This is a genomic window from Algibacter pectinivorans (assembly GCF_900112595.1).
GTDB classification, from domain to species: Bacteria; Bacteroidota; Bacteroidia; order Flavobacteriales; family Flavobacteriaceae; genus Algibacter_B; species Algibacter_B pectinivorans.
Genome location: NZ_FOMI01000001.1, coordinates 279,300 through 306,066 on the forward strand (window position 1 = coordinate 279,300; position 26,767 = coordinate 306,066).

20 protein-coding genes and 1 tRNA gene are annotated in these 26,767 nt (G+C 32.2%); 6 read left to right on the forward strand and 15 right to left on the reverse strand.

Translation table 11 applies throughout. The features are described 5' to 3' along the window. Nucleotides 1–205: 205 nt before the first annotated feature. The 10 genes from BMY96_RS01270 to BMY96_RS01340 form a co-directional block, all read right to left on the reverse strand. Nucleotides 206–1,768, reverse strand: a complete 1,563-nt coding sequence (locus tag BMY96_RS01270; RefSeq protein ID WP_092848057.1) for a glycerol-3-phosphate dehydrogenase/oxidase — start codon at nucleotides 1,766–1,768, stop codon at nucleotides 206–208. 56 nt (nucleotides 1,769–1,824) lie between these two features. Then, the gene (locus tag BMY96_RS01275) at nucleotides 1,825–2,304 is read right to left on the reverse strand and encodes a nucleoside deaminase (RefSeq protein ID WP_092848059.1); all 480 of its coding nucleotides are present in this window, start codon (nucleotides 2,302–2,304) and stop codon (nucleotides 1,825–1,827) included. A gap of 249 nt (nucleotides 2,305–2,553) precedes the next feature. Next, a complete protein-coding gene (locus BMY96_RS01280) occupies nucleotides 2,554–2,988 on the reverse strand; it encodes a response regulator (RefSeq protein WP_092848062.1) in 435 nt (144 codons plus the stop codon). A 34-nt stretch (nucleotides 2,989–3,022) separates the two neighbouring features. After that, entirely contained in the window at nucleotides 3,023–3,784 is a 762-nt protein-coding gene (locus BMY96_RS01285) for a PAS domain-containing protein (RefSeq protein ID WP_092848064.1), read from the reverse strand. A 152-nt stretch (nucleotides 3,785–3,936) separates the two neighbouring features. Next, nucleotides 3,937–4,335: a PAS domain-containing protein gene (locus BMY96_RS01290; RefSeq protein ID WP_175473486.1), complete on the reverse strand. Its 399-nt coding sequence runs from the start codon at nucleotides 4,333–4,335 to the stop codon at nucleotides 3,937–3,939. After that, nucleotides 4,322–4,747 carry a DUF7793 family protein gene (locus BMY96_RS01295; protein ID WP_092848069.1) on the reverse strand — a complete coding sequence of 142 codons (426 nt, stop codon included), beginning with the start codon at nucleotides 4,745–4,747 and terminating at the stop codon, nucleotides 4,322–4,324. Before BMY96_RS01295 ends, BMY96_RS01290 begins: the two co-directional genes overlap by 14 nt. Beyond that, nucleotides 4,747–5,160, reverse strand: a complete 414-nt coding sequence (locus BMY96_RS01300) for a DUF7793 family protein (RefSeq protein WP_092848072.1) — start codon at nucleotides 5,158–5,160, stop codon at nucleotides 4,747–4,749. Before BMY96_RS01300 ends, BMY96_RS01295 begins: the two co-directional genes overlap by 1 nt. Before the next feature lie 185 nt (nucleotides 5,161–5,345). Continuing rightward, nucleotides 5,346–10,607 (reverse strand): PAS domain-containing protein, encoded by a 5,262-nt coding sequence (locus tag BMY96_RS16095; protein ID WP_245750515.1) that lies wholly within the window; start codon nucleotides 10,605–10,607, stop codon nucleotides 5,346–5,348. Nucleotides 10,608–10,612: 5 nt separating this feature from the next. Then, on the reverse strand, nucleotides 10,613–10,990 hold the full coding sequence (locus BMY96_RS01335; RefSeq protein WP_092848075.1) for a response regulator: 378 nt from the start codon (nucleotides 10,988–10,990) through the stop codon (nucleotides 10,613–10,615). Nucleotides 10,991–11,019: 29 nt separating this feature from the next. Further along, nucleotides 11,020–13,689, reverse strand: a complete 2,670-nt coding sequence (locus BMY96_RS01340) for a PAS domain-containing sensor histidine kinase (RefSeq protein ID WP_092848078.1) — start codon at nucleotides 13,687–13,689, stop codon at nucleotides 11,020–11,022. A 578-nt stretch (nucleotides 13,690–14,267) separates the two neighbouring features. Between BMY96_RS01340 and BMY96_RS01345 the strand changes: the two genes are divergently transcribed. Continuing rightward, nucleotides 14,268–15,299 (forward strand): LacI family DNA-binding transcriptional regulator, encoded by a 1,032-nt coding sequence (locus BMY96_RS01345; RefSeq protein WP_092848081.1) that lies wholly within the window; start codon nucleotides 14,268–14,270, stop codon nucleotides 15,297–15,299. A gap of 42 nt (nucleotides 15,300–15,341) precedes the next feature. On the opposite strand, the gene BMY96_RS01350 is transcribed toward BMY96_RS01345, so the two are convergent. From BMY96_RS01350 to BMY96_RS01365, 4 genes are all read right to left on the reverse strand, one after another. Next, complete coding sequence (locus BMY96_RS01350) at nucleotides 15,342–16,949, reverse strand: UxaA family hydrolase (protein WP_092848083.1); 1,608 nt, start codon at nucleotides 16,947–16,949, stop codon at nucleotides 15,342–15,344. Nucleotides 16,950–16,968: 19 nt separating this feature from the next. Beyond that, nucleotides 16,969–18,435, reverse strand: coding sequence for a tagaturonate reductase (locus BMY96_RS01355; protein ID WP_092848086.1), 1,467 nt, complete (start codon nucleotides 18,433–18,435; stop codon nucleotides 16,969–16,971). A gap of 129 nt (nucleotides 18,436–18,564) precedes the next feature. Next, nucleotides 18,565–19,965: a glucuronate isomerase gene (gene uxaC / locus BMY96_RS01360; protein ID WP_092848088.1), complete on the reverse strand. Its 1,401-nt coding sequence runs from the start codon at nucleotides 19,963–19,965 to the stop codon at nucleotides 18,565–18,567. A gap of 266 nt (nucleotides 19,966–20,231) precedes the next feature. After that, a tRNA-Leu gene (locus BMY96_RS01365) sits at nucleotides 20,232–20,313 on the reverse strand. A gap of 101 nt (nucleotides 20,314–20,414) precedes the next feature. Here BMY96_RS01365 and BMY96_RS01370 point away from each other — a divergent pair. From BMY96_RS01370 to BMY96_RS01380, 3 genes are all read left to right on the forward strand, one after another. After that, complete coding sequence (locus BMY96_RS01370) at nucleotides 20,415–21,803, forward strand: dipeptidase (protein WP_092848091.1); 1,389 nt, start codon at nucleotides 20,415–20,417, stop codon at nucleotides 21,801–21,803. A 131-nt stretch (nucleotides 21,804–21,934) separates the two neighbouring features. Then, nucleotides 21,935–22,792 (forward strand): DMT family transporter, encoded by an 858-nt coding sequence (locus BMY96_RS01375; protein ID WP_092848094.1) that lies wholly within the window; start codon nucleotides 21,935–21,937, stop codon nucleotides 22,790–22,792. A 93-nt stretch (nucleotides 22,793–22,885) separates the two neighbouring features. After that, complete coding sequence (locus BMY96_RS01380) at nucleotides 22,886–23,986, forward strand: DUF4407 domain-containing protein (protein WP_092848097.1); 1,101 nt, start codon at nucleotides 22,886–22,888, stop codon at nucleotides 23,984–23,986. Here BMY96_RS01380 and BMY96_RS01385 read toward each other — a convergent pair whose 3' ends face one another. Next, complete coding sequence (locus BMY96_RS01385) at nucleotides 23,987–24,265, reverse strand: STAS domain-containing protein (protein WP_092848100.1); 279 nt, start codon at nucleotides 24,263–24,265, stop codon at nucleotides 23,987–23,989. A 299-nt stretch (nucleotides 24,266–24,564) separates the two neighbouring features. Here BMY96_RS01385 and BMY96_RS01390 point away from each other — a divergent pair, with 299 nt between their 5' ends. Together BMY96_RS01390 and BMY96_RS01395 are read left to right on the forward strand one after the other, a co-directional pair. Then, nucleotides 24,565–24,996 carry a YybH family protein gene (locus BMY96_RS01390; protein ID WP_092848103.1) on the forward strand — a complete coding sequence of 144 codons (432 nt, stop codon included), beginning with the start codon at nucleotides 24,565–24,567 and terminating at the stop codon, nucleotides 24,994–24,996. A gap of 407 nt (nucleotides 24,997–25,403) precedes the next feature. Further along, a complete protein-coding gene (locus BMY96_RS01395) occupies nucleotides 25,404–26,735 on the forward strand; it encodes a hypothetical protein (protein ID WP_092848106.1) in 1,332 nt (443 codons plus the stop codon). The last annotated feature ends 32 nt before the right edge of the window (nucleotides 26,736–26,767 follow it).

The window sequence follows — 26,767 nt, forward strand, 5'->3', positions numbered from 1 at the left end:
CGCTTGTAAAGCTAAATAGCTACCAAAACACACGGTTATTGCAAATATATAATCTTTAAATCGTTAGGGGTAAATAAATAGTAAATTTTTTTAATAACAAGTGTTAACATCTTTAAAATAGCCCATAGATAATACGAATACTTAAAAATAGCGACTGGAAAACCGTTAGTTGTTTAGGATATTAACGAATTTGTTAAAAATCTACTTATGGCATATAATAACGGGCTATATTTATAAAACTGGCTATTTGCTCTTTTTCCCAAGTTTCGTTTTTTCCTAACTCGGTAGCTAAAATTGATGCAACAAGTGGCGCAACTTCAATGGCTGCTTTAGCATCTAAAAACAATATTCTTACACGTCTTGCTAAAACATCGTCTAGAGTTCTTGCCATTTCATTTCGGATGGCCCAAACTACTTGGGCCTTTGTAAACTCTAAACGTTCGTGTAATTTCTCGCCTAATTCTGGAGATTTTTTAATAAGCGCGATAATATGTTTTTTATCGCTTCCGTAAACATACAAATGTTCCGATTTATCTAAAGCACCATCTGCCCCATGAATTAATAAGGTTTTAGTTATACACTTGGCGTTTGGTAATTTACCTAGTTTAATTACTTTATTTATGGTGTCCTGTGCCATACGGCGATAGGTTGTCCATTTCCCTCCCGTAATTGTAATTAAGCCAGATTTAGACTTAATAATTTTATGGCTTCTTGAAATTTCTTTAGTTTTTTCTGAATTATCTTTTGGTGCCGCCAAAGGGCGCAAGCCTGCAAATATGCTCAACACATCTTGTTTGCCAACAGGTTTAGTTAAATATGCATTTGCTGTTTCTAGAATAAATTCAACTTCTTCGTTTAGTGCTTTTGGCTCCAAACTATGATTTTCCATAAGCGTATCTGTAGTTCCTACAACAACCCTATTGTGCCATGGTACTAAAAACAACACTCTGCCATCTTTAGTTTTAGGAATCATGATGGCATCGTTTCCGGGTAAATAGGATTTATCGAGAACCACATGCACACCTTGGCTAGGACGAATTTTATTTTTAGTTTGGGCATTGTCCATTTTTAAAACATCGTCTGTAAAAACACCTGTAGCATTTATTACTGCTCGACTATTTAAGGTATAAGTGGTTTTAGTTTCGGAATCTAAGGCCTGAACACCACATATTTTACCGGCATCATTTTTTAGTAAATTGGTTACTTTAAAATGATTAAGTACCGTTGCCCCATGTTCAATACAAGTTTGCGCCAAATTTATGGCAAGTCTAGAATCATCAAACTGTCCGTCGTGATAAACGACACCGCCTTTTAACTGCTTCTGTTTTAGAGTTATTAAACGTGCTTCTGTTTCATCTTTTGAAATTCTAGATGATTTCCCAAAACTTAATTTACCAGACAAAAAATCGTACACTTTAAGGCCTATGGTGTAAAAGAAACTATCCCACCAACTATAATTAGGAATAATAAATGATTGATCGCCTACCAAATGCGGGGCATTTTTTAACATTAATCCGCGTTCGTACAGGGCTTCTTTTACCAAATCGATATTTCCTTGTGCTAAATAGCGCACACCACCATGCACTAATTTTGTACTTCGGCTAGAGGTTCCTTTAGCAAAATCTACTTGCTCTAGAAGTAAAGTTTTAAAACCACGCGAAGCACTATCTAAAGCAACACCTAAACCGGTAGCTCCGCCACCAATAACAATTACATCCCAATCTGTATTTTCTTTTAATTGATTTACTAAAGTTTCTCTACTAAACAAATTGAATGTTTTTTAATTACTAACGCCTTTAAAAATTGATTTGCAGCCTATTGTTTTTAATACTCTGTTTTATCCATTTTAGTTTCCCATTTCTTAAATGCTTCAATAGCAATATCTCTTCCTAGTTGTTTAAAAGGAATACTTCTTTTTTCGTAAGGCAAAGGGATTTCTTTATAAATAAAGGCATCATCAAAACCTATATTTGCAGCATCTATTTGGTTGCTACCATAGTATACTTTATCTGGTCTTGCCCAATAAATAGCGCCTAAACACATAGGACATGGCTCGCATGAGGTATAAATCTCACAGCCTTCTAATTGAAATGAATTTAAGTTTTTACAAGCATCTCGTATTGCAGTAACCTCGGCATGTGCCGTAGGGTCGTTTGTTGATGTTACTTTATTATTACCACGACCAACTATTTTACCGTCTTTAACTACGATACAACCAAAAGGACCACCTTCGTTATTATTCATTCCAGAAATAGCTGCGTTAACAGCCTCTTGCATAAAACGTTTTTTATCTAATTCGCACATATTACTCTACTTTTTCGTCTTTTTTTTTAAAAAGTGAATTTACATAAAAAACATGGCAACTTTAGTAGTAAATATTGTATAAATCTATCTTAAAACATAAAATCTTAAAAAATTAAATAACACGGGACTTACAATATTTTGTAAGCCTCGTGCTATTAAAAAAACTAATGAATATTTGAAGTTATAAAATATAATACAGGTTGTCTACATTTCCATTACAAGAACATTTAAAACAACCTAACACTATTACTAATTAGCTGTTTTTAGTGCTATTTGATAGTCCATAGAAATACTATGGAGATCCTCTAGACTTAGTGGTTTACTTATATAATCTAAGAAACAAAAGTTTGCTTTTGCCCTATTTATACCTATCAAATTAAGGGCAGAGGTAAGCATATATATTTTTAAATCCTTAATATTTAAAAACTCCAACGCTCTTAATTTATCTAAAAACTCAAAACCATTACATTGTGGCATATCATAATCTACAATCAACACATTGGGCCGTGTTAAATAATTAAGATTATTTTTATGCAATGAGATTTTTAAATATTCGAGCGCGGTTATTGGGCTACTAAAATCTACAACCCTAATATTTTTGTCAAACTTTTTTACAACATGCTTAGTTATAAACAAATCTCTCTGACTATCATCAACTAACACCATGTTCCTTATTGGTTTCATACTCTATAGTATTTTAATTTATACTTGAAGTGAGTTATTTACTAAGCTTACTAAACTCTTGTGTAGATATAGTAGCAGAAACCACAACACCTCTAACATTTATTACAGGACCAATTTGCGAGATAAAAACAACATCTTCACCTTCTGAATTAACACCATAAGTTTGAAATTGACCTGGCTTAGCATTATCAAAAACGTTTCTAATAATTTGCTTAACCTTATTATGAAAAATGGGGTTTATAAAACTATATAAATTACACCCCAAAACTTCCTTCTCACACAATTTCCCAAAGCCTTGGTTAGAATTTATAATTTCGGCAAAGGCATTTATTGAAAGTACCGAGTTTGAAATACAATTATAATACGTTTTATTAGGCATTTCACTGCTTATAACTTTTAATTTAGCATCATGATTTACCTGATCGTCAAAATGGAAAGCCACAAACTTATCTATTTTTCCCGCTTCGTTTCTTCCGGGTATTATCATGGTATCTAACCTATATAATTTACCAGAACTCGAATAATCTGTAAGTATTCCTTTCCATATTCTACCATTTTTAATCTCCGACCATATATCTTTATAAATTGGATTAGCATGTCTTCCAGATTTTAAAATTGTATTTAATTCGCCCACTATTTTATTGGGTGGAATTTCAATTAACTTCGAAAACTTATGATTGGCATACACTATTCTTCCTATAATATCTATAATAGAAATACTTGTATCATTATCTAAAAACGATTCTAAAACACTATCTGGATTATCCCGCCACACTTCTTGTTTCATTAATTTCATTACACTTTTTTTTGATTTATTAATTAATCAAAGACCAAATAATCTTGTTTAAAATTTAATTCTTGCCATTTTGCAAAACGTCAAATTAGCTTAAAACTCTCTTTTACCTAATTAGTTATTATTTTAACTAGACATTTAATTTGCAATGTAAATTACGCGTTTGGAGCTTTATTTGTAATATCTACATACATTGAGACAAAACTTTCTACATTCCCCTCATTATCCTTTGTTGGCACAATTGTAGATTCCAATTCAAACCGTTTTCCTGTTTTGGTTTTGCTGGACAAAACTCCTTTCCAAACTTGTCCATTCTCAATAGTTTTCCATAAATTTTTATAAAAGGGATCCCTTCGGATATCAGAAACAAACAACCTATTTACTACTCCTAAAAGCTCATTTTCTTTACTTTCTGTAATAGCACAAAAACGATCGTTTGCATAAACTATTCTTCCTAGATTATCACATACCGAAACGGCTACATTACTTTTTATAAATTCAGAAATAGCAATTTCTGGATTTGTACGCCACATATAATGTTTAATTGCTTGCATCGTATATTTGTTTAGCATTAATAGAATGAGCCAATGCCTCATCGAAATCATTAAAGATTTTATAAGGTATACGGGGCTCGTATATTCTTTTATATGAGTTAATTAATAATTTTGTTTTTAAAGAATTGACAACAAATGCCTCATAAATTCTTGCCTTTTTAAAAATTAAACTATTTGCAAAAAATTTAGCTGCAGATGTACTTAGATTACCTTGATTATCTCTAACATCAATTATAAACGGAGCAGACCTACCTTGCAACAATTCTAAAACTGCAACTTCGTACTTTTTTAAAGTATCTTGCTCTAGAGTGAGATAGGTTTCTATGTTATAAAATTCGCAAAAAAGAATTCCTTGAGTACCTATCCAAAATTTTGCTTTGTTAAGTTTAACTTCTTTTTTAACAGGGTTCATTAAGAGAGAGCATTAAAAAATTGATTAGTTTCTAAAGAATATGAAATTGCTTTGTTATAATTTTTATAAATTTTATTTGGAATTATAGGGTCGTATATTCCTCCAAGGGCAAGTAGCACAAACCTAATATAAAGAGAACGAACTACAAATGATTTACATAGTATTACCGACCTTAACTCTGAATTATTGGCTATAACTTGAATTACAGCAAAGGCTTGCTTTGCTTTTAACGCTCTAAGATCCACAAGTAAAGGAAAATAACTATCACCAGAAAGAGACGAAATAGTTTTTACATAATCTTCCGAAAATTCTTCTCTAAACTTTTTGGTACACTGTCCTTTTTTAAATTTGCAAAAAAGAATATCTTGATCTAACCAAAACTTCGCCTTGTTACATTTTTTATTATTTTCCATTAATCTCTATTCTATTAAAAATAGAATAACAATTGGCATGCCAAAGCAAGAAAAAGAGTAATAAACAAATTTTATTATGCTGATTTACAATACTTTACAAATAACATTTCAAAAAGCACACCTAAAACAAATCCCACGGTATACCGTTATTTTAACATCGCTAAATTAAGAATAGCGGTAATCCGTTATTTTTTAGAAGGTTTTTTAACACCTAGTTTTTTCATTCTATCTCTTAAGGTACTAGGTTTAATATCCAATAGTTTTGATGCACCATCATCGCCATGAATTTTCCAATCGCACTTTTCTAATGTTTTTACAATATGATTGCGCTGAACTTCATCTAGCGTTAAATTGCAATAGGTTTTAGATAGCTCTTTTAAAACTGTAGTTTCATTAACAGGCGACAACATTAAGGTTTCGGAATCTGATAAGATTACAGCGCGTTCTACTAAATTCTCTAACTCTCTTATATTACCGGGCCAGTTATGTGACATAAGATCATCCATAGCATCACTAGGTATATATTTTATATGTTTATCGTAAGCTTTATTAAATTTATCTACAAAATGCTCTACAAGTAATGGCACATCGTCTAGTCTATCTTTTAACGGAGGTACTTTAATGGGGAACACATTTAGCCTAAAATATAAATCTTCTCTAAATTGTTTTTTTTCAATTTCCTCTTTAAGGTCACGATTAGTTGCCGCAATAACCCTTACATCTAATTTTTTGGAGCCTGTACCTCCTACAACCTCAATTTCTCCTTCTTGTAAAAATCTTAAGATTTTTGGTTGCATATCTAAAGGAAGTTCTCCTATTTCGTCTAAAAACAAAGTACCACCATCTGCTAATTCAAATTTTCCAGTTTTATCACTAAAAGCTCCCGTAAAGGATCCTTTTTTATGACCAAACAATTCACTTTCAATAAGTTCTCTTGGTATAGCAGAACAATTAATTTTAATTAAAGGCTTTTTATTACGTATACTTATATTATGTATTGCTCTAGCTAGCAGCTCTTTTCCTGTTCCTGATTCACCCAATAATAACACAGAAGCACTGGTTGGCGCCACTTTTTCAACCTGTGTTAATACTTTACTAAACGCCTCGCTACCATACACCATTTCTTCATAGTTAAACACTAAAGCTAACTCATTTCTTAGATATACATTTTCCTGTTCTAATTGCTCCCTTAATTGATTTAACTCTTTGTTGGCACTAGAAAGTTCTGTATTAGCCTGTACAAGGTTTTTTTCTGCTATTTTACGTTCTGAACTTTCTACCATTAAAGACACAATACTTGCTATGGATGTTGCAAACTCTTCTTCTTCTAGGGTCCACCTTCTTTTTTCTCCTATATGCTCGAAACAAATAACTCCATACATACCATGATTTCCCTGTATAAAAACATCTAAAATGGAAGTTATTCCTAAAGGCATCAAATAATGCCCTGCAAATCCTTGTGTTATCTTGTTACTAAAAGCATCTTCTATATTTAATAAACTATTACCATTTAAAGCTTCAAAATAGCCCGAATTATCTTTATAAGTTAAGTTTACCCCTTCTTGAAATGTTCCCGTTTCTAAATTGTACAATTTCTCGCAAACAAGTATTGTTTTATCTTCGTTAAACTTCCATACACCTACACGTGCCACGTTTAATGCCCCTGCAGATAGAGAAATAATTTTTTTTAGAGAACCTGTAAAATCGGACCCCACAAGTGAAGTTAATTCCATTATTATCTTTTTCTTCTGAATAGATTTTCGGGCTACATCCTCTAATATTCTTTTGGCCTTTTCTTCCTCTGAAACGTCTTTTAAAGTTGCAAATAAAGCGATAACTTCGCCTTCATCATTTTTAATATTACCAGATAAAAATGAGACTAAATATTTTTCGCCGTTTTTTCTAACAAACTCAAGATGGAAAGACTTCGCCATACCTTTAGCAACTTCATCTTTAGTTGCTAACATCAACTCTAAATCTTCTGTTTTTGCAAATGGATATGGTAAATTTAAACCTATAAGCTCCTCTTCAGAATATCCTAAAATCTTACATAGGGCATCGTTAACCAATATGATTTGACCTTCGAGATTTACAATTAACAATCCTTCTTGCATGGACATAATAAGCTTATCTGAAAAGGCTTTGGCTGCCTTTAGCTCTAGCTCTGCCTTTTTTCTGTCTGTAATGTCCTGAATTGTACCTTGAAAGTGTGTGTAAACACCTTTGGCCGCAACAAACTCGCCTAAGCTATGAATCCATTTTACCTCTTTAGTCTTTTTTGTTATTATTCTATATTCTATATCGAGTGTTCCTCCCTTTTTTTGATATTGCAAACCCCTTTCCTTTAAAAAAGACTTATCCTCGGGGTGTACGATTGTTTTCCACAAATCTAATGCGATATTAACACCTGGCTCAACCTCAAGAATTTCATTAAATGTTTCTGAGGTTTCGGCCTTTAACTCTTGTATATTTAAATTAAAACTACCTAATTTGGCGATTTTTTGGGCTTCTAAAAGTGATTTTTTACTTTCCTTTATTTTTATTTCTGCCTCTTTGCGCTCGTTAACATCTTGTATGGTTCCAAAAAAGTTTGTTGGCTCTCCCTGATTAAAAATGGTATCTCCAAGTATATGAAACCATCTTGTTTGTTTTTTGTTATACGTAATTATGCGATACTCAAAATCAAGCTTTTTGCCTGTTTTAATACTATTATTCATAGCCTCGGTAAACGCAAATCTATCTTCTGGGTGTAGTATTTTTGTATTCCAAAAATCTAAAGTTATTTGGCTTTTTTGACTTACCCCTATTATTTCTTTAAAAACAATTGAGGCTTCTGCTATTTCTGTTTTTAAGTCTAGATTAAAACTACCAATTTTAGCCGTTTTTTGCGCTTCTAATAATGATTTTTCACTTTCTTGAATTTTCAACTCCGTTTCCTTACGCTTGGTAACATCTTGCATGGTACCAATCATTTTAATAGGATTTCCATCGCTATCCAAAATAACCTCACCTACGCCATGTGTCCAAATTTCTTTTTTATTGTTTAACTTACAAATGCGATATTCTCTGTTAAATTTTTTGTTGTTTTTTATACAATCTTCAAAATAACTTAACACTCCTTCTTTTTCGTCTGGGTATATTAGGTCTACCCATGAATCAATCGTTTTAACAAATGATTTTTTTACACCCAACATTTTATCTAGTACCTCAGAGCTTTTCCAGGTATTATTGGTAAGGTCTACAGCAAAGGTTCCTATATCACCAACTATTTGCGATTGGCGCAAATTATATTCACTTTCTAAAAGCATTGCTTCTGCCGCCTTGCGCTCGGTAATATCTTGATTAGTACCAATAACCTTTATAGGGTTACCATCCTTATCGCGAATAAGCTCGCCTCTTACATGAATCCAAATTGTTTTTTTATTATCGTGTTTTACAAACCTATGCTCAATAGTAAACTTTTCTTCTTTTAAAACTACGTCTTGGAAATAGGAGATAATTTTCTCTCTATCGTCTGGATGGATTAATTGATTCCAGCTCTCAATAGTTTTCTCGTAAGATTTACTTATACCTAGAATGTCATTTAAAATTTCAGAGCTTTCCCAGGTTTGGGTTTTTAGATCTAAAGCATAAGTACCAATATTTGCTACTTTTTGAGATAATCTTAAATTATACTCACTTTCTAAAATTTTTACTTCGGCTTTTTTACGCTCTGTAATATCCTGTATGGTACCAATCATTTTTAAGGGACTACCATCATCACCAAAAACCAACTCACCAAATCCGTGCACCCACACTTCTTCTTTACTATCTCCCTTTATAAGCCTATATTCTCTATTAAATTTCTTATGGTTTTTAATAACATCGGTTTCTAAATGATTCTGCATACCTGCTCTATCATCTGGATGAATTAAATCTAACCAGTTTTCTACATTTCTTACAAATGATTCATTTATACCAAAAATATTATCTAAAACTAATGAGCTTTTCCATATCCCAGAGTTTATATCTAAAGAATAGGACCCTATGTTTGCTACTATTTGCGACTGCCTTAAATTGTATTCGCTTTCCTGCAGTTTTAATTCTGCCTTTTTACGCTCGGTAATATCTCGGGCAATTGCAAGTATTTTACCATCTTCTTGCAATTTTGTAGAAATCTCAGCGTCTATAAAATCGCCATTTTTAGATATAAATTGTTTATCAAAAATGGCAGACTCGCCGTTTAGTATTTGATTATACTTTTCTGGATTTTCAATTATTTCGCCAACCAAAATATCTTGGAGTTTTAACTTTGAAAATTCGCTTTTGGTATACCCTAAAATATTATGTGTGGCTTTATTAAAATCATATATTGTACCATCAAATGAAAATGTAAGTATAGCATCACTAGCTTGATTAATTAGTAACTTATACGAGGCATCTCTTTTTTTAACTTCTTCTAATATATTATATTTTACAATGGCTATTTTTGCTAAATTAACAGCAGAGTTTAATTCTATAATATCGTCTAAAGAGGGTGTTTTTATGGCATTACTATAAATTGCAAACGTTCCTAACACCGTTTTGTTTTCAGAAAGTATTGGAATGGACCAACACGATTTTAAACTATGTTTTAAAGCTATGTCTCTATAATCTTCCCAAAGTTTATTTGTACTTATATCTGAAACAATTACAGGTTTTTTGGTAAAAGCAGCTGTACCACAAGACCCTACCTTATTACCAATAGCTACCCACCTAATAGCATTATTGTATTCTTGAGGAATTTTTGGCGACGAAATAAGTTTTAAATGAATACCGTCTTCATCCAACATGCTAATAGAAACAAAAAATCCTGGATGCAGTAATTCGTAATTACCTATTATATGATTAAACACCTCTTTAATAGGGATATTATTAGCTATTAAATCTAGTACTGCATTTTCATTGATTAATTTTTGCTCAATTTTTTGGCGCTGAAGTATTTCTTTTTCTAAGGTTGAATTTTTCTGTTCTAACTTACTAATTAAACGTTTACTATAAAGTTTTAAAACTTCTTGATCGGTATACTGTTCTTTTTTTTCGGGCTGTTTTTGACTGCTGTCTTTTGAAAGAATATCGTGAACCAATTGAAGTATTTTTTCAGAATCTGTTGGTTTTCTTAAAAAATAGTCTGCCCCTAATTTTAATGCAAAATCTTCATCACGTTTTTTAGTATACGTTGAGGTGTAAAAAACAAAAGGAATATGCTTATAATACTCATCTGTTTTACAAGCTTGACAAAACATATAGCCATCCATAACAGGCATAAAAATATCTGATATAATTAGGTGTACAGTTTGTTCTGGTAGTTTTTCTAACGCTTCTTTACCGTCATTGGCCTCAACAATATGATAACCTGCTCCTTCTAATATCACTCTTAACAAGTAAAGGTTTTCATAAATATCATCTACTATCAATATCGTTTTCATACTTATTAACTTTGGTTTTTTGCATTATAGATACTATTCATTTGCGTAACAAAAGTATCTGGGTTAATAGGCTTTTCTATGTAGGCATCAACTCCAACCTCAATAGCTTTTTCTTTATCTGCATCCATGGCATAAGACGACACAGCTATTATGGTTGTGTGTGTTGGCAAGCCGGTATTCCTTAATTTAACACAAATTTCGTAACCATCCATATCCGGTAATTGAATATCTATTAAAATAATATCTGGTTGATTATTATAAGCTAATTTTAAACCCGTTACACCATCATATGCTTTAACAACTTTATAACCACTGTTTTCTAGCAAATATGCTAACATATACATATTTTGCTCGTTATCTTCTATTATTAAAACAGTAACCATATTTTACGGTATGCTTAAAGTTAATATTATTATTCGGCATCTCTATTATTTAAAGGTAACTTAAAAGTAAAGTTACTGCCTTTTCCTATTTCGCTTTGCACTTGAATGGTACCTCCTAGCATTTCAATTAAGCTTTTACTAATGGATAGGCCTAAACCAGTACCTTCATGATTTCTACTTAAATCATCTTTTAGTTGCGTAAAAGGTATAAACAATTTTAAAACATCCTTTTCGCCTATTCCAACTCCTTGATCTATAACCTGGGTAACCACATGATCACCAATAACATCAACCTTTATTTCTATGGTTCCTTTTTCTGAAAATTTAATAGCGTTAGAAAATAAATTTAACAATATTTGCTCTACTCGTCCTTGGTCGCTAACAAGGGTTATTTCCATTTCGGTTATCTCGGTTATTATTTTAAGACCTTTAGCAGAAACTTGTGGCGATACAAACTCGATGGTACTCTCTAGAATGTTTAAATAATCGAAAGGAGAAAAAGACACATTTAGCTTACCGGCTTCTATTTTTGAAATGTCGAGTACATCATTAATTAAACCTAACAAATGCTCGCCACTATTTTTAACCATTTTTAACTGCTTAATTTGCTCGGGGTTTAATGGTCCCGCTATTTGTTTTAATAAAATACCTGTAAATCCTATAATGGAGTTCATGGGTGTACGCAACTCGTGCGACATGGTTGCTAAAAATGCAGATTTCATTAAATCTGCAGATTGGGCTTTTATTTTTTCTTTCTCTAATTCTGAAGTTCTTGAAGCTACTAATTCTTCTAAATTATTCTTGTGCCTATTTAACTCGGCCTCTGCCTTTTTTCGAACTGTAATATTAGATGCTACTATACCTAAAGCTATTGGCTTAGAGTTCCTATCTTTAATTATAAAACCAGACATTTCAATGGGTATTAACTTGCCTGTTTTAAAATTTACAAATTCAGATTCACCTTTCCACTTATCTGTTTTATAAACACTTACCATGTGCTCATTTTTAATAGCATCGTGTAAATGCTCTGGATAAAAATCTGTAATATGCCTTGGCAAGGCTTCATTGGCACCCAATTGCACCATTTGCCTTCCCATTTTATTTAAGTATATAGGAACACCTTGTAAAGTCGCTAATCCAATAAACTCATCGCTAGTTTCTACTAAAGTAAGTAACATTTTATTGTTTTCTTCTGCTATTTTACTTGCGGTTATATCACGTATGGTTCCTATTAAAAACTTCTTTCCATTACCATCTATATATCTAGTTTTTTTAGTAGATATGACTTGTTTTTCCCTTCCGTTTATGGTAAAACTTTCTTCGGTTATATTTTCCTCTCCAGATTCAACAACTTTTCTATCAATACTTAAAAAGCTTTCACTCTCGCTAGGTGTTAAATCTTCGGCCATTGTTTTACCAAGCACCTCATTTCTAGACACATTAAACATTTTACAAAAGGCATCATTTACAATAAGCATTCGGCTTTGCTCATCTTTAACAAATAACGGGTCGCCAATATTATTTATAATATTATCTAGATTACGCTCGCTTTCTTCTAATAACTCTTCAGATTTCTTACGTTCTGTAATATCTGTAAAGTAAACAGTAATACCTTCTTGTGAAGGATAAACTTTGCTCTCAAACCACTTATCTAACGGTTCATAATAGTCTTGAAATATTTGCGCTTGTTGCGTTTCTACTGCTTTATTATAGGCTTTATAAAAAGGTAAACCATCTCCACCCGGGAACTCTGTCCAAATATGCTTCCCTAATAAATCACTTGGGTTTCTAGACAAAAGTTCTCCTGCTTTTTTATTAACATACGTATAACACCAATTTGTATTAATAGAAATAAAACCATCTGAAATACTATTTAAAGTCACCTCTAATTGAGACGACAACTCTTGCTCTACCTTTTGTTTTTCTAGAATAAGATCTTTGTATTTTTTCCTGTAATTAATTATCTCAAAGATATCTCGTTCTTGATGAGCTATAAAGGAAGCCTTCCCCGCTTCTTTATCAATAAACTCTAAATAAGTATACAGCAATATTGAAAATACTACTGCCGATATAGCCTTACCAATTAAATGACATACCAACGAAGGCTTAAACAAGACTGTACCATAATGCATAGCTAAGTTATAAACTATAGCATCGAACATTAAAATTAAAAATAGTGCACTAAAAAGCGTAAAAAAGTAGGGCAGTTTTTTAAATCTTGAAATTAAGAACTGATATAGAATTATAAGTAAAATAAAATCTAAAAACATTATAGTTGTTCCCCTAGAAAAATACTTAAAATCTATAATAAAAACAGAATTAGGATTTACAGACCCATTGTTTATCTGGCTACCTAGTAATTGTTGCACATAAGTAATTTGAAACACAAAAGCCATGATAATATTGGAAACGATAATCCCGAAAATAAGCGCTCTTGTACTTGCAACCCCTTCTTTTATATAAATTAATAAAACAGAAAATAACAACAGACTAAAAAGGATTATAGAACCGGGATATATTACATAACCTTCAAATAAATTTAAACTAAATGAAGTTCCTGCGTCCGCCTGTAAATATTGGACAGCTCCTAAAAGCAGATATAATGGCGCCAAACCAATTCTGGATCTAAGCTTAAATAACAAAAGAACACTTGACGATATAAGAAAAAACTCAACAAGTATTGTTACAAAAATATTCATGCTATTTTATTTTAGAAGATATAAACAAAACCTCCTTACTATTAATAAAAATAGTAATTAACTTACATATATTACTAAATATTTATGTTTTAATAGTTTTTAAATTTGGTTAGATAAAAAAAAATAAACAAACTAAAAAGAAAGCAGCCGATAAAACAAACAAAAACAATACTTTATTTTAATTAGCAATAAGCAATAATATTTTAGCTTAACCAGGCAAACAACTATGACCAACCTATGTTAGAGATATCTGGTATAGAACTGCAAGCATCAACACTAAAAACTACGTTTACAATTAAGACACTATGAGCTAAAACTTTAAACTTTGTCTCTATTCTACTCATTTAATAGGTTACATTACAGGTTTAGCATCGTGGCTATTTATCTTGCAAACATTTTTAAAACCTATTTATCTGTTTACGTAATATAAAAGTAAAACCAATAAAGTAGTATTATCACTTGCACAACTAAGGTATCTTATATCGGCCACCAACACCATTGCTATCCACATTATTATTGGTTTAATTTATAAAGCCTTACTTTTACTTTTACCAACAATACGTACTATAGCATTAATAATGGGTAAAAAAACCACTATCTACGACATAGCAAAAAGGCTAAATACTACAGCCTCTACAGTTTCAAGAGCGCTAAACAACAGTCCGAAGATTAGTAAAAAAACAAAAGACCTTGTTTTAGAAACGGCTAACAAAATGAATTATCAACAAAACAAGTTAGCTTTAGCACTTAAAAGTGGTAAAAGTAATAACGTAGGGGTTATAGTGCCACGTATAGACAGCAACTTTTTCGCTTCTATAATTAAAGGAATTGAAGAAAACTTGTATGCTCATGGATATCGAGTTATAATTTGTCAAACCCAAAATAACCAGAATATTGAAGTAGAAATTATTAACACGCTATTAAAAGCTCAAGTAGACGGTATTCTAATGTCTATATCTAGTATAAATTTAGATACTAAAAACAGTTTTAATAGAATTTTACAAAAGCAAATTCCATTAATATTTTTTGACAGAAAAGCTAACATTAAAGATGTTAGCTCTGTAACCATTAATGATTTTGAAGCGGGCTACATGGCAACAAAACACTTAATAAACCAAGGGTGTAAAAAAATTGCTCATTTATCTGGTAATATTCTATTAGACATTTTTAACAATCGCTTTTTAGGCTATAAAAAAGCCTTAGAGGAAGAAGGTATTGAGTTTAATAAAGCATACGTTTTAAAAATTAGAAGCACGGTTAAAGATGGTCAAAATGCAGCTAAACAACTATTAAAATTACGAAACCCTCCTAACGGCATTTTCTCATCTAGTGACTACGCTGCTTTAGGCGCTATCCAAGAAATTAAAGCGAACGGCATAAAAATCCCTGGTGATATTAAAGTGGTTGGGTTTGCCAACGAACCTTTTACAAAATTTATGGAGCTTTCCATTTCTACAATCGATCAGTCTCCTGTTGAAATGGGAAAAATAGCTGCAAACGTATTTTTACAGCAATCAAATAATTCGGAAAACACTAAAATTGAGAAAAATGTTGTTTTAGCTCCTAAACTAATAATAAGAAAGTCGTCCTTAAAGCATCCTAATGAGTAATAAAAAACACCAAGATTACGCTTTAAGCATTTTAGTAAAATACTAAAGTGATACGCCTCGGCGCCAAGGAATAAAATCGTTTTGATTGAGTAATTTTGCTTTTGTTTGAACCTTACCACTAGCAACTTTAATAATAAATTCTAGCATATCATGAGCCATTTCATCAATGGTTTTTTCACCTCGAATTACAGCACCTGTTTCAATATCTATTATATCTGGCATTTTAACTGCCATTTCTGTATTGGAAGACACTTTTATAACGGGAGTAATAGGGTTACCTGTAGGTGTTCCTAAACCCGTTGTAAACAACACTATGTTTGCACCAGAACCAACTAAACCTGTTGTACTTTCAACATCATTACCAGGCGTACAAAGTAAGTTTAATCCTGGTTTTGAGATATACTCTCCATAATCTAAAACATCTTGTATTGGAGAGGTTCCACCTTTTTTTGCTGCCCCAGCAGACTTCATAGCATCTGTAATTAAACCATCTTTTATATTACCTGGAGATGGGTTCATGTCAAACCCTGAACCAGCGTCTATTACCGATTTTTCAAAAGCTTTCATTAAGGCTAAAAACTTTTTTCCGTTCTTATCATCAACACACCTGTTAACCAATTCCTGTTCTACTCCACATAGTTCAGGGAATTCTGATAATATAGCAGAACCTTTTAAGGCCACTATTAAATCTGAAACCACACCTAAAGTTGGATTTGCAGTAATACCTGAAAAGCCATCTGAACCACCACACTCTAAACCTATAGTTAATTTAGATAACGGTGCTGGTTTACGCTCTAAATTGTTAGCTTTTTTAATAGATTCAAACGAATCTTTAATTATGGCAGACAACATATTATCAACAGTTCCCATTTGTTGCTGTTCGTAAATTAAAACAGGTTTATTTAAATTAGGATTAACAGCATGTAGAGCATCTTTAAAAAGACTTATTTGAAGGTTTTGGCAACCTAAACTTAGTACCGTGGCGCCAGCTACATTAGGGTTATTTACATAACCAGCCAATAATTTTGCTAAACTTTCAGAATCTTGCCTTATTCCTCCACAACCTCCTGAATGCGTTACAAACTTAACATCAATATTACTAAATACATTGCTCGAATTATTGGCAACTTCGGTTTCTTCTACGCCTCTAACCAATGATCTTAACAGTATTTGGTGCGGGTTCTGCTTTTGCTTTAAAAGTTCCTTTTCAAAAACCTCTTTTAGGGTTTCAATATTTCTATTTTCACAAAACACCAAAGGAAAAAACAACCAAATATTTTCTGTTCCTACTTGCCCATCTTCTCTATGGTAACCTAAAAAAGTTCGATCTTTCCATTTTTTAATATTTGGCGCAGACCATAAGTAAGAATCTGTTTTACCAAAAACTTTTTCGCTTTGATGCTTAACATTTTCTGTAGTTAAAACATCTCCTTTATGTATTGTACTTTGTGCTACCCCCACAAGAACACCGTACATAATAATTCTATCTCCAGTCTCAAATTGCTGTAAAGCTATCTTATGTTTTAATTTTGTATTAGATACAATTTTTATGTCTTGCCCTTCAAATAAAACAACCTCGCCTGCTTTTAAGTTTACTAACGCCACGGCGACATTATCGGTTCTATTTACTTTTATAATTCTCTTTTGCATAATAACTCTTCCTTACGTTTTAGTAGTTTTTACTATAATTTTTAAAACCTATCTCAACGCCATTACTTTCAATTTCTTTTAAAGCTAAAGCTATAGCTTTTGTAAGATTATCGACTTTAGTTAAATCTTGACCCCAATATGCTTCTATACTTAGTACCCTATATGCCACCTCATAAAAATCTTTAGATTTCCATATTTTTGCAAGAGTACTAACAATTTGCTCACTATCTTGTACAGGTAATGTTTTACCCTTAAACGAGCCTTTATAAAACCTAATTAAACAAGCAAAAGCAAAAGTTAAATTTGTAGGAACTTTGTTTTGAAGTTTAACATATTCTAGTAAACTTGGTAGTACTCTTACCGTAAATTTAGAAATAGAATTTAAAGCTATACTAGATAAATTGTGTATTATAAATGGGTTTTTAAATCTATCAAAAACTTGGTTAGCAAAACTATTTAACTCCTGCTTGTCCATATTTAGTGTCTCTATAATTTCGTTAAAAACAGTATTTTTTATAAAACTACCTGTAAACGAATTATCTACAGATTCTTTAACAGTATTATTACCAAATAAAATAGAAAATGGCACCATTGCTGTATGTGCACCATTTAATATACGTACTTTACGAGTACGATATGGTTGCATATTATTAACAATCTTTACGTCTAGATTTGTTTTATCAAACGGCAGTTTAGCTTTTAAATGGTTATCTCCTTCAATTACCCAAAGAAAAAACGCTTCAGATGTAACAATTAAGTTATCTATATATGCTAGTTGCGAATTGTAGGTTTCTATTTCTACTTTTGGATATCCTGGAACAATTCTATCCACTAATGTATTATGGAACGTACTATTTTGTAGTAACCAAGTTTTAAAATCATCTCCTAAATTCCACTTAGAAATATATTTTAAAATAATGTCTTTTAAACTATCAGAATTATAATTTATAAGTTCACAAGGTATTATTGTTAATCCTTTAGTTGTGTCACCTTTAAAAAACCTATAGCGCTCATATAAAAAAACGGTTAGTTTAGCAGGAAAAGAATTTGGTGGCTGCATATTTGCTGTATCAGTTTCAACATAAGCAATACCTGCCTCGGTAGTATTGGATATTACAAACTCCAAACTTTCCTCTTGCGCTAAACTTAAGTATTCACTAAAATTAGCATATGGGTCTACGCCCTTCACAATATTTGAAATAAGCTCAATGTCTTGAATTTCTTTACCTTTATTAACACCTTTCATAAAAAGTGTATACAACCCATCTTGATTATTTAGCATTTTCACTAACCCATTATTTATAGGTTGCACTACTGCTATTCCTGCTTTAAAGCCTACAACTTTATTTAATTCTTGAAATGCATAGCCAACAAAAGCCCTAAGAAAATTGCCCTCTCCGAACTGAACAATTTTAATTGGGTCTCGATAATTAAAATCTAAAACTTCTCTATTTAGTATCTTTTTATTTTCTTTTAAATTTGGCATACTCTTTAAATTATAAGTCAAACAATTTATTTAACCAACGGCTATACTATGCTGTCGAGAATATTGCAATTAGCAATTTCATTGTACCTTGTACTCTTTTATAAACTAGGTAGTTTTTTGGCTTTTATCTTAAAAATTAAAATACTCTTTTGCGTTATTATAACTTATATCGGCTACCATTTTCCCTATCCATTCCATATCGTTTGGTAGCTCACCTCTTTTAATTTCATCTCCTAAAAGGTTACAGAGTATGCGCCTAAAATACTCATGTCTAGGAAAAGACAAAAAGCTACGCGAATCTGTTAACATACCTATAAAACAACTTATTAATCCCATATTGGAAATCGCATTTAACTGCTTTGTCATGCCATCTTTTTGATCAAGAAACCACCAACCTGAACCAAATTGAACCTTTCCTTTTATGCTTCCATCATTAAAATTTCCAATCATGGTTGCCATAACTTCATTATCTGCCGGGTTTAAATTATACAAAATAGTTTTAGTCAATTTATTTTTACTATCTAGTGTATTTAGAAATGCCGATAATTTTTCGGCTTGAGAGTAATCTCCAATAGAGTCCCAACCTGTATCCGGACCTAAAACACTAAGCATACGTGTGTTGTTATTACGCAATGCTCCTAGATGAAATTGTTGTACCCAACCAAATTCATGGTAAGTTTCTGAGAGAAACAAAAGAATTGCCGATTCAAATTTTAAAACCTCCGCTTTTAAAAGTCGTTCTCCACGCCTTTTCTTTTTAAAAATTACATCAATTTCGCTATCCGTAAAAGGCACAAAAGAAAGTTGATTTAAACCATGATCGCAAATTCCACAGCCATTTGCATTGAAATACTCAATTCTACTTCTTAAAGCATCTTTTAATTTTTGATAGGTACTTATGTTTATACCTGCAGATTCTCCAAGTTTATTTAAATAGTCATTATAACCATCATTAGCAATTAAAATAACTTTATCTGGCCTAAAGGCCGTACTTACTTTTATTTCAAAATTACTTTTAGCTAATTTTTTGTGATACTCCAAACTATCTATTGGATCTTCTGTTGTACAAACCAATTCTGTATTAACTTTACGCAATAGATTTCTACAACTATAGGTAGAATTAGTTAATTGCTCTGCAGTACTTTCATAAATCTTTTCGCCAGACTTTCTATCCAATAAATCATTGACATTAAAATAACGTGCTAATTCCAAGTGAGTCCAATGGTACAAAGGGTTACGCATAGTATAAGGTACCGTTTTAGCCCAATGCATAAACTTTTCTTTATCTGTAGCATTACCGGTAATATATTTTTCTTTAACACCTATAGTTCGCATTGCCCTCCATTTATAGTGATCTCCGTTAATCCAGACTTGAGTTAAATTATTAAAAATTTTATCATCAAGTATAGCTTTAGGTGATAAATGATTATGGTAGTCTATAATAGGCTGTTGTTTTGAGTAATTATGATATAGCTCTTTAGCATACTTATTTTCTAAAAGAAAATTATCGTGTATAAAATTTTTAATCATATCGTAATTCTTAAAGCATTAGTAATATACGTATTTATGCAATCGATTACACAAATATATGCTAAATTTAAAGAATGCATCTAAATTAACAAAAAAGTGTTTGTAAAAAGTGTATTTACTTGTATGTTTAGGTTTTAGGTGTTTGGTTAACTAAATAATACCCAAAGCATAAATACACACCTAAAATAAGATAGATAAAAAATCTGCATCAATAATAAAGGGACTGTTATAAACGAAAAAAGTCGAAGATAAATCTTCGACTTTTGTGCGGGCGGGGAGACTCGAACTCCCACACATTGCTGCACTAGATCCTAAGTCTAGCGTGTCTACCAATTCCACCACGCCCGCAAAAGGACTGCAAATATAAACAACATTTTTAAATTGCAAACTTTATAGGGCCAAAAAACTTTCTTTTTTATACTTTTGATTATATCCACATAAAATTTTCAATGAATCAAATCAAATCTTACATAGCTGAACATAAAGAAAGATTCTTAACAGAATTAATCGATATACTAAAAATTCCATCAATAAGTGCAGATAAAGCTTATAAAAAAGATGTTCTAAAAACGGCCGATACTATTAAGTATAGCCTAGAAAAAGTAGGCTGCGATACTGTCGAAATTTGCAAAACAGACGGCTACCCTATTGTATATGCCCAAAAAATAATTGATAAAAACCTACCCACTATTTTGGTTTATGGCCATTACGATGTACAACCGCCAGATCCTATAAATTTATGGGACTCGCCACCTTTCGAGCCCGTAATTAAAAAAACAGATAAACATCCCGATGGCGCTATTTTTGCACGTGGTGCCTGCGATGACAAAGGGCAAATGTACATGCATGTAAAAGCTATGGAGTTCATGACGGCTACCAACCAGCTGCCTTGCAACGTTAAATTTATGATTGAGGGCGAAGAAGAAGTAGGAAGCGCCAACCTAGCAACCTTTGTAAAAAACAACACCGAAAAACTTAAAAACGACGTTATTTTAATTTCTGACACCGGAATGATTGCAAACAACGTCCCATCCATAACAACAGGTTTACGTGGCTTAAGCTATGTCGAGGTAGAAGTAACAGGTCCAAATCGCGATTTGCACTCGGGTCTCTATGGCGGCGCAGTAGCAAATCCAATAAATATTTTAACCAAAATGATTGCATCGCTTCACGACGAAAACAATCATATAACCATTCCTGGATTTTACGATAACGTTGAAGAATTATCACAACAAGAACGTGCAGAAATGGCTAAAGCACCATTCAATTTAGATGCTTATAAAAAAGCCTTAGATATTAACGCGGTTTACGGGGAAACCGGATACACCACCAACGAGCGCAATTCCATACGCCCAACACTAGACGTTAATGGTATTTGGGGTGGTTACACCGGCGAAGGCGCCAAAACTGTTATTGCAAGTAAAGCCTACGCCAAAATTTCTATGCGTTTAGTCCCAAACCAAGACTGGCAAAACATAACAAAATTATTTAAAACCCATTTCGAAAACATCGCCCCACAAGGCGTAACCGTAAAAGTAACTCCGCACCACGGCGGCCAAGGCTACGTAACACCTATTGATAGTGTGGGCTACAAAGCCGCAAGTAAAGCCTACCAAGACACCTTCGGGAAAACCCCAATACCACAACGTAGCGGCGGCAGTATACCCATTGTTGCCCTATTCGAGCAAGAGTTAAAAAGTAAAACTATTTTAATGGGCTTTGGTCTAGACAGCGACGCTATCCATTCGCCAAACGAACATTTTGGCGTCTGGAATTACTTAAAAGGCATAGAAACCATTCCGTTATTTTATAAATACTTTACCGAATTATCAAGATAAGTTTCATGGCGTTACTTTTTGCTTAAACCTTGTAGGTTTAAGCAAAAAGTCGGGCTTTCAGGAGTCGCTCCCTCCTACGTCGGGGAGCTCCAACAAATCCTTCAATCCCTAACACAAGTTAGCAACACATCATGAAAAACCAACATAACAATCACCTTTTATTACTCGTTATCGCCACCCTACTGGTTAGTACCTCTGGTGTTCTTGGAAAACACATAGACTTACCAACTCCCGTTATTATTTGGTGCAGAAGTGCATTAGGAGCGCTTTTCCTGTTTATCTTTTGTCGCTACAAAAAGTTAAATCTAAAGATTCAATCAAAAAAAGATGTCCCAACTATTCTTTTGGGCGCTGTATTATTAGGCATACATTGGGTAACTTATTTTTACGCATTAAAATTATCAAACGTTGCCATAGGTATGCTAGCCATGTTTACATTCCCTGTAATTACAGCTTTTTTAGAACCTCTTTTTACAAAATCTAAATTAAACACAGTACATATTTTAATGGGACTCATGGTAATAATTGGCATATTTATTCTCGCACCAGAACTTAATTTTGAAAACACGCACTTAAAAGGCATTCTAATGGGTGTTTTTTCGGCTGTGTGTTACTCAATAAGAAACTTAATTTTAAAGAAGCATGTGCACAAATATGACGGTACCGTACTCATGATGCAACAAGTTTCAATCGTAAGTATATTGTTATTACCAATAATGTTCAAAATGGATATTAGCAATATCCAAACTCAAGTACCGTACCTGCTCATATTAGGTTTAGTTACCACAGCCATTGGACATTCGCTATTTATAAGTAGTCTCAAGTATTTCTCCGTGAGCACCGCCAGTATTATTGGAAGTGCTCAACCCATTTTTGGTATAATCATGGCATTTCTATTCTTAAATGAAATTCCTAACTTAAATACGTTTTTTGGAGGCGCTTTAATTATTGGTACGGTTGTAATTGAGAGTGTTAGGTCTAGGAAATAACACTTCCAACATCATTTTTATATCAAATTTTGTAACAAATCACCAGCTTTAACGTTCTAATAGACAATCATCAATCAAAAAATCAATCAAGTTATGTTAAAGCAATTTTTTATTATCTGCTCTGGGGCAGACACAGATATTTTAAAAACCTGTTCGGTTGGCGAGCAAAATAAATATGCAGGCATTGGCGCTACCGTTTTATTTACTGCAATTATGGCTTTTATTGCCGGTAGTTATGCCCTTTACACGGTTTTCGACAATCCGTACACCTCCATTTTCTTCGGACTTATTTGGGGTTTACTCATTTTTAATTTAGACCGCTATATTGTTTCAACTATAAAAAAAACAGATTCTTTATTTAAGGAAATTATTCAGGCATCGCCCAGAATAGTGCTTGCCGTAATTATAGCCATTGTTATTTCTAAACCCTTAGAGCTTAAAATTTTCGAAAAAGAGATAAATCAGGTTTTACTAGAACAGAAAAACCAAATGACTTTAGCTAACAAAAGGCAACTAGCTGAGCAATTCTTGCCTACTATTACAACACTACAAAACGATATAGAAAATTTAAACAATACGGTAAGTATCAAAGAGGCAGAAGTTAACGCGCTTTACAACACCTACATTGGCGAAGCCGAAGGAACAGCAGGCACTAACCTTTTAGGAAAAGGCCCTGTTTATAAAGAAAAACGCGAAAAACACGACGCCTTATTAGCCGAATTACAACTATTAAAAGCAGAAAATAAAGCTAAAATTATAGGCATTGAAAACGACATTGCTAATCTAAAAAGCCAATACAATTTGCAAGTAGCAACATCTCAAACTATTATCGATAATTTTGATGGCTTAATGGCACGCGTTGAAGCCCTGGGAAAGTTACCACGGCTTCCATCATTTTTTATATTCTTGCTTTTTTTAGCCATAGAAACATCGCCAATACTAGCAAAGTTATTGTCTCCTAAGGGCGCATACGATCTAAAATTAGAGGACGAGGAAACCGCATTAAAAACACATGTGTTGCAAAATAAAAACCAACGCGATGCTTTGTTAAAAACAGATTACGCCATTAACGATCGTATTTATAGCGACCTTGAAAACGAAGAGGAACTCTATACCTACAAGCGCAACAAATTGAGAGAGCTAATGCAATTGCAGGCAGATTCCTTCTATAAAAAACAGAAAAATATATTGTAATTATGCGGCTATTTCAGATTTAAAGTGATCGTAAAGCTCTTTACATCCAAAACCAACTATAGACAGTCGTTTGTTTTTAGCCAATGCTTCTTCGTGTAATTTTGAAATAGCACCTACACCATATCTATCCATACTTTCCACATCCTGAATGCTAATAGTGATATGATTTGCCTTTTCAAAAATGTTTTTAAAAGTAGCATTAAATACATTTAAACTTTGTTTGTTTAACACACCTTTTACTTTAAAGAAATTGTTGCAGTTTGAAATTTTAAAATCCATAATCTATTGATTTTTAAGGGTTAAAATAAACTTGAGGGAGAGTCTTAATTTTAATTACAGTTTAAAAGTACATAATACGACAAGTATTCTCACAATTTTTTCGACCAACCCTTTTTTACTTTAGATGAAAAAAAACTTTCTGTAAATTTTATCGGTGAACAACCTGATTTTCATCTTGGTAAAAAAAACTAAAACCACAATTAAGATTTTATTACATTTACCAATGCTTTAAAATATTGGTATATTTATTGAAGTACACTTAATACATAAAACGCTAATTATAAATAAAATTTAAACCCATGAAAAAACTTATTGTACTGCTATGTATATTATGTTTCTGCAATAGTTACTCGCAAACCAATGATGAAGATGATGTTAAGGCAATAAACAAAGTTTTAAAAAAACAAAGAATAGCATGGTCTAACCACGATTTAGAAGGTTACATGGCAGGCTATTGGGATAGTGAGTTATTAAAGTTTTATAGTAAAAATGGTGTTACCTATGGTTGGGAAAACACTTTTGATCGTTATGAAAAAGCTTACCCAACAAAAGAGCATACCGGAAAACTTAGTTTTAAAATTAACGACGTTACCAAAATAAGCGAAGGTGCTTATTACGTTTTAGGCGAATACCACATTAAACGAGACATGGGTAATGCCGATGGTATATTTATGCTAGTCTTTAAAAAGATTAATGGCGAATGGAAAATAATAGCCGATACCTCAACGTAATAGCTCACGCTTTTTTTTGATTACAAAAAATAGTAGCGACAAATTAAAACCTAGACCGCTTTTTATATTATACTTTAACCCTTGTATTTGTGCAGGGGTTATTTTTTTATTTGTTCTTTTTATTGGTGTGTGAAACACCTCCCTTAATCCCTCCTTTTTAGGAGGGAAACTGTTATGGGCTACTGTTTGCGGGTTTCTACTTTTATAAATACCTTAAAAAACAAAGCAGAGACGTTTAAAAAAGACTTATAGGTAGACAATTATTTAGTGCTATATTTCTCTCAAAAAGTTTATATTTACAGGATAACGATAACAAAAAAGTTGGGATATTCTGAATTATTTACGGGGTATCGATAATAAAAGTTATGATATAACGAGTTGGCAGCAACCTGAAAAAAAAAGACTGAATGATAAATAAACATATTATAGATTTTAACGAAAACCTTATTGGACTTAGGGATTTTGTTGAATTAATTGACCCTTTTCTGAATGAAAAGCTTGAAGAACATGACCAACATCTTCAGCCATTAATAATGTCTGCAATGATTAAAGAGCTTTTAAATGACGACAATGACATAGAACCTGAGGATAAGGAAAAATATACCGAATTTCAAGAAAAATTAACAAAAGACCTTGAAGCTAAATATTCTGAAATTCCTGAGGTAAAAATTGATAAAGAAGAAGATGGTGAGCATAAAAAATATGCTATAAAAATTGCAAACACAAATAGTGAAGTTTCAAAACATATGGACAATGTTGCTAAAAACAGAAGTCACATTGAGTTACTTTACACAAACTCTTTGATATCCTCACTAAGTTCAGTAGAATGGTTTTTCTCTCAACTACTTCATTTTTTTTACGATAAACATCCCGAATCTGCTGGTGTTCAAAAAAGAACAATGACTCTAGCTGATTTGAAAAATTTTGGTAGTATTGAAGATGCAGAAAAGTATTTAATTGATGTTAAAATCGATGAAATTTTAAGAGGAAACTTTGAAAGTTGGGTTAGTTTATTAAAGTCTGAATTATCTCTAGGACTTGGTTATCTCAATGAAATAATGGATGAATTAATTGAAGTTTACCAAAGAAGAAATTTATTTGTACATAATGGTGGTACTGTAAATTCCATATATCTTTCAAAAGTTCATGAGACCCAAAGAAAAGGGATTTCATTGAACGACAAACTATCCGTTAACAAAGAATACTTAGACAATGCCATTTGCAAACTTCAAAAAGCATTTATTCTAATTGGAGCAGAACTATGGAAAAAATTAAGTCCTGAAGATGAATCTAGAGGTGAAATTCTTGGCGATATCGTATATGAGAATCTACGACACTCAAGATGGGACATTTGTGAAGGATTATGTTATTTTTCACTTAAAGATGTGCAAACTCACCCAGTTGACAAAGTAATCGCCCAAATTAACTATTGGTTGTGTAAAAAAGAAATAGGAGATTATAAATCAATCGAAAAAGAAATTAATAAAGCTGACTTTTCAGATAAAAAAGAAATCTTTCAATTAGGATTATATGCATTGCGTGGTGAAACTGATAAAATCTTAAAAATTTTGCCAATAGTACTTGAAACAAATCAGACCAATATTGAGAGAATAGAAGAATTTCCCATCTTAAGAGAATTCAGAGAGACTGAAGAGTACAAGAATTTCAAACAAGAATCAGAATTTTTTAAAGAAGATAGTAAAGAAGTTATAACACCAGAAGTAGTAGAAAAAGAATAAAGGCAGCTGCCAACAAAGAACTGAGTTAAAAA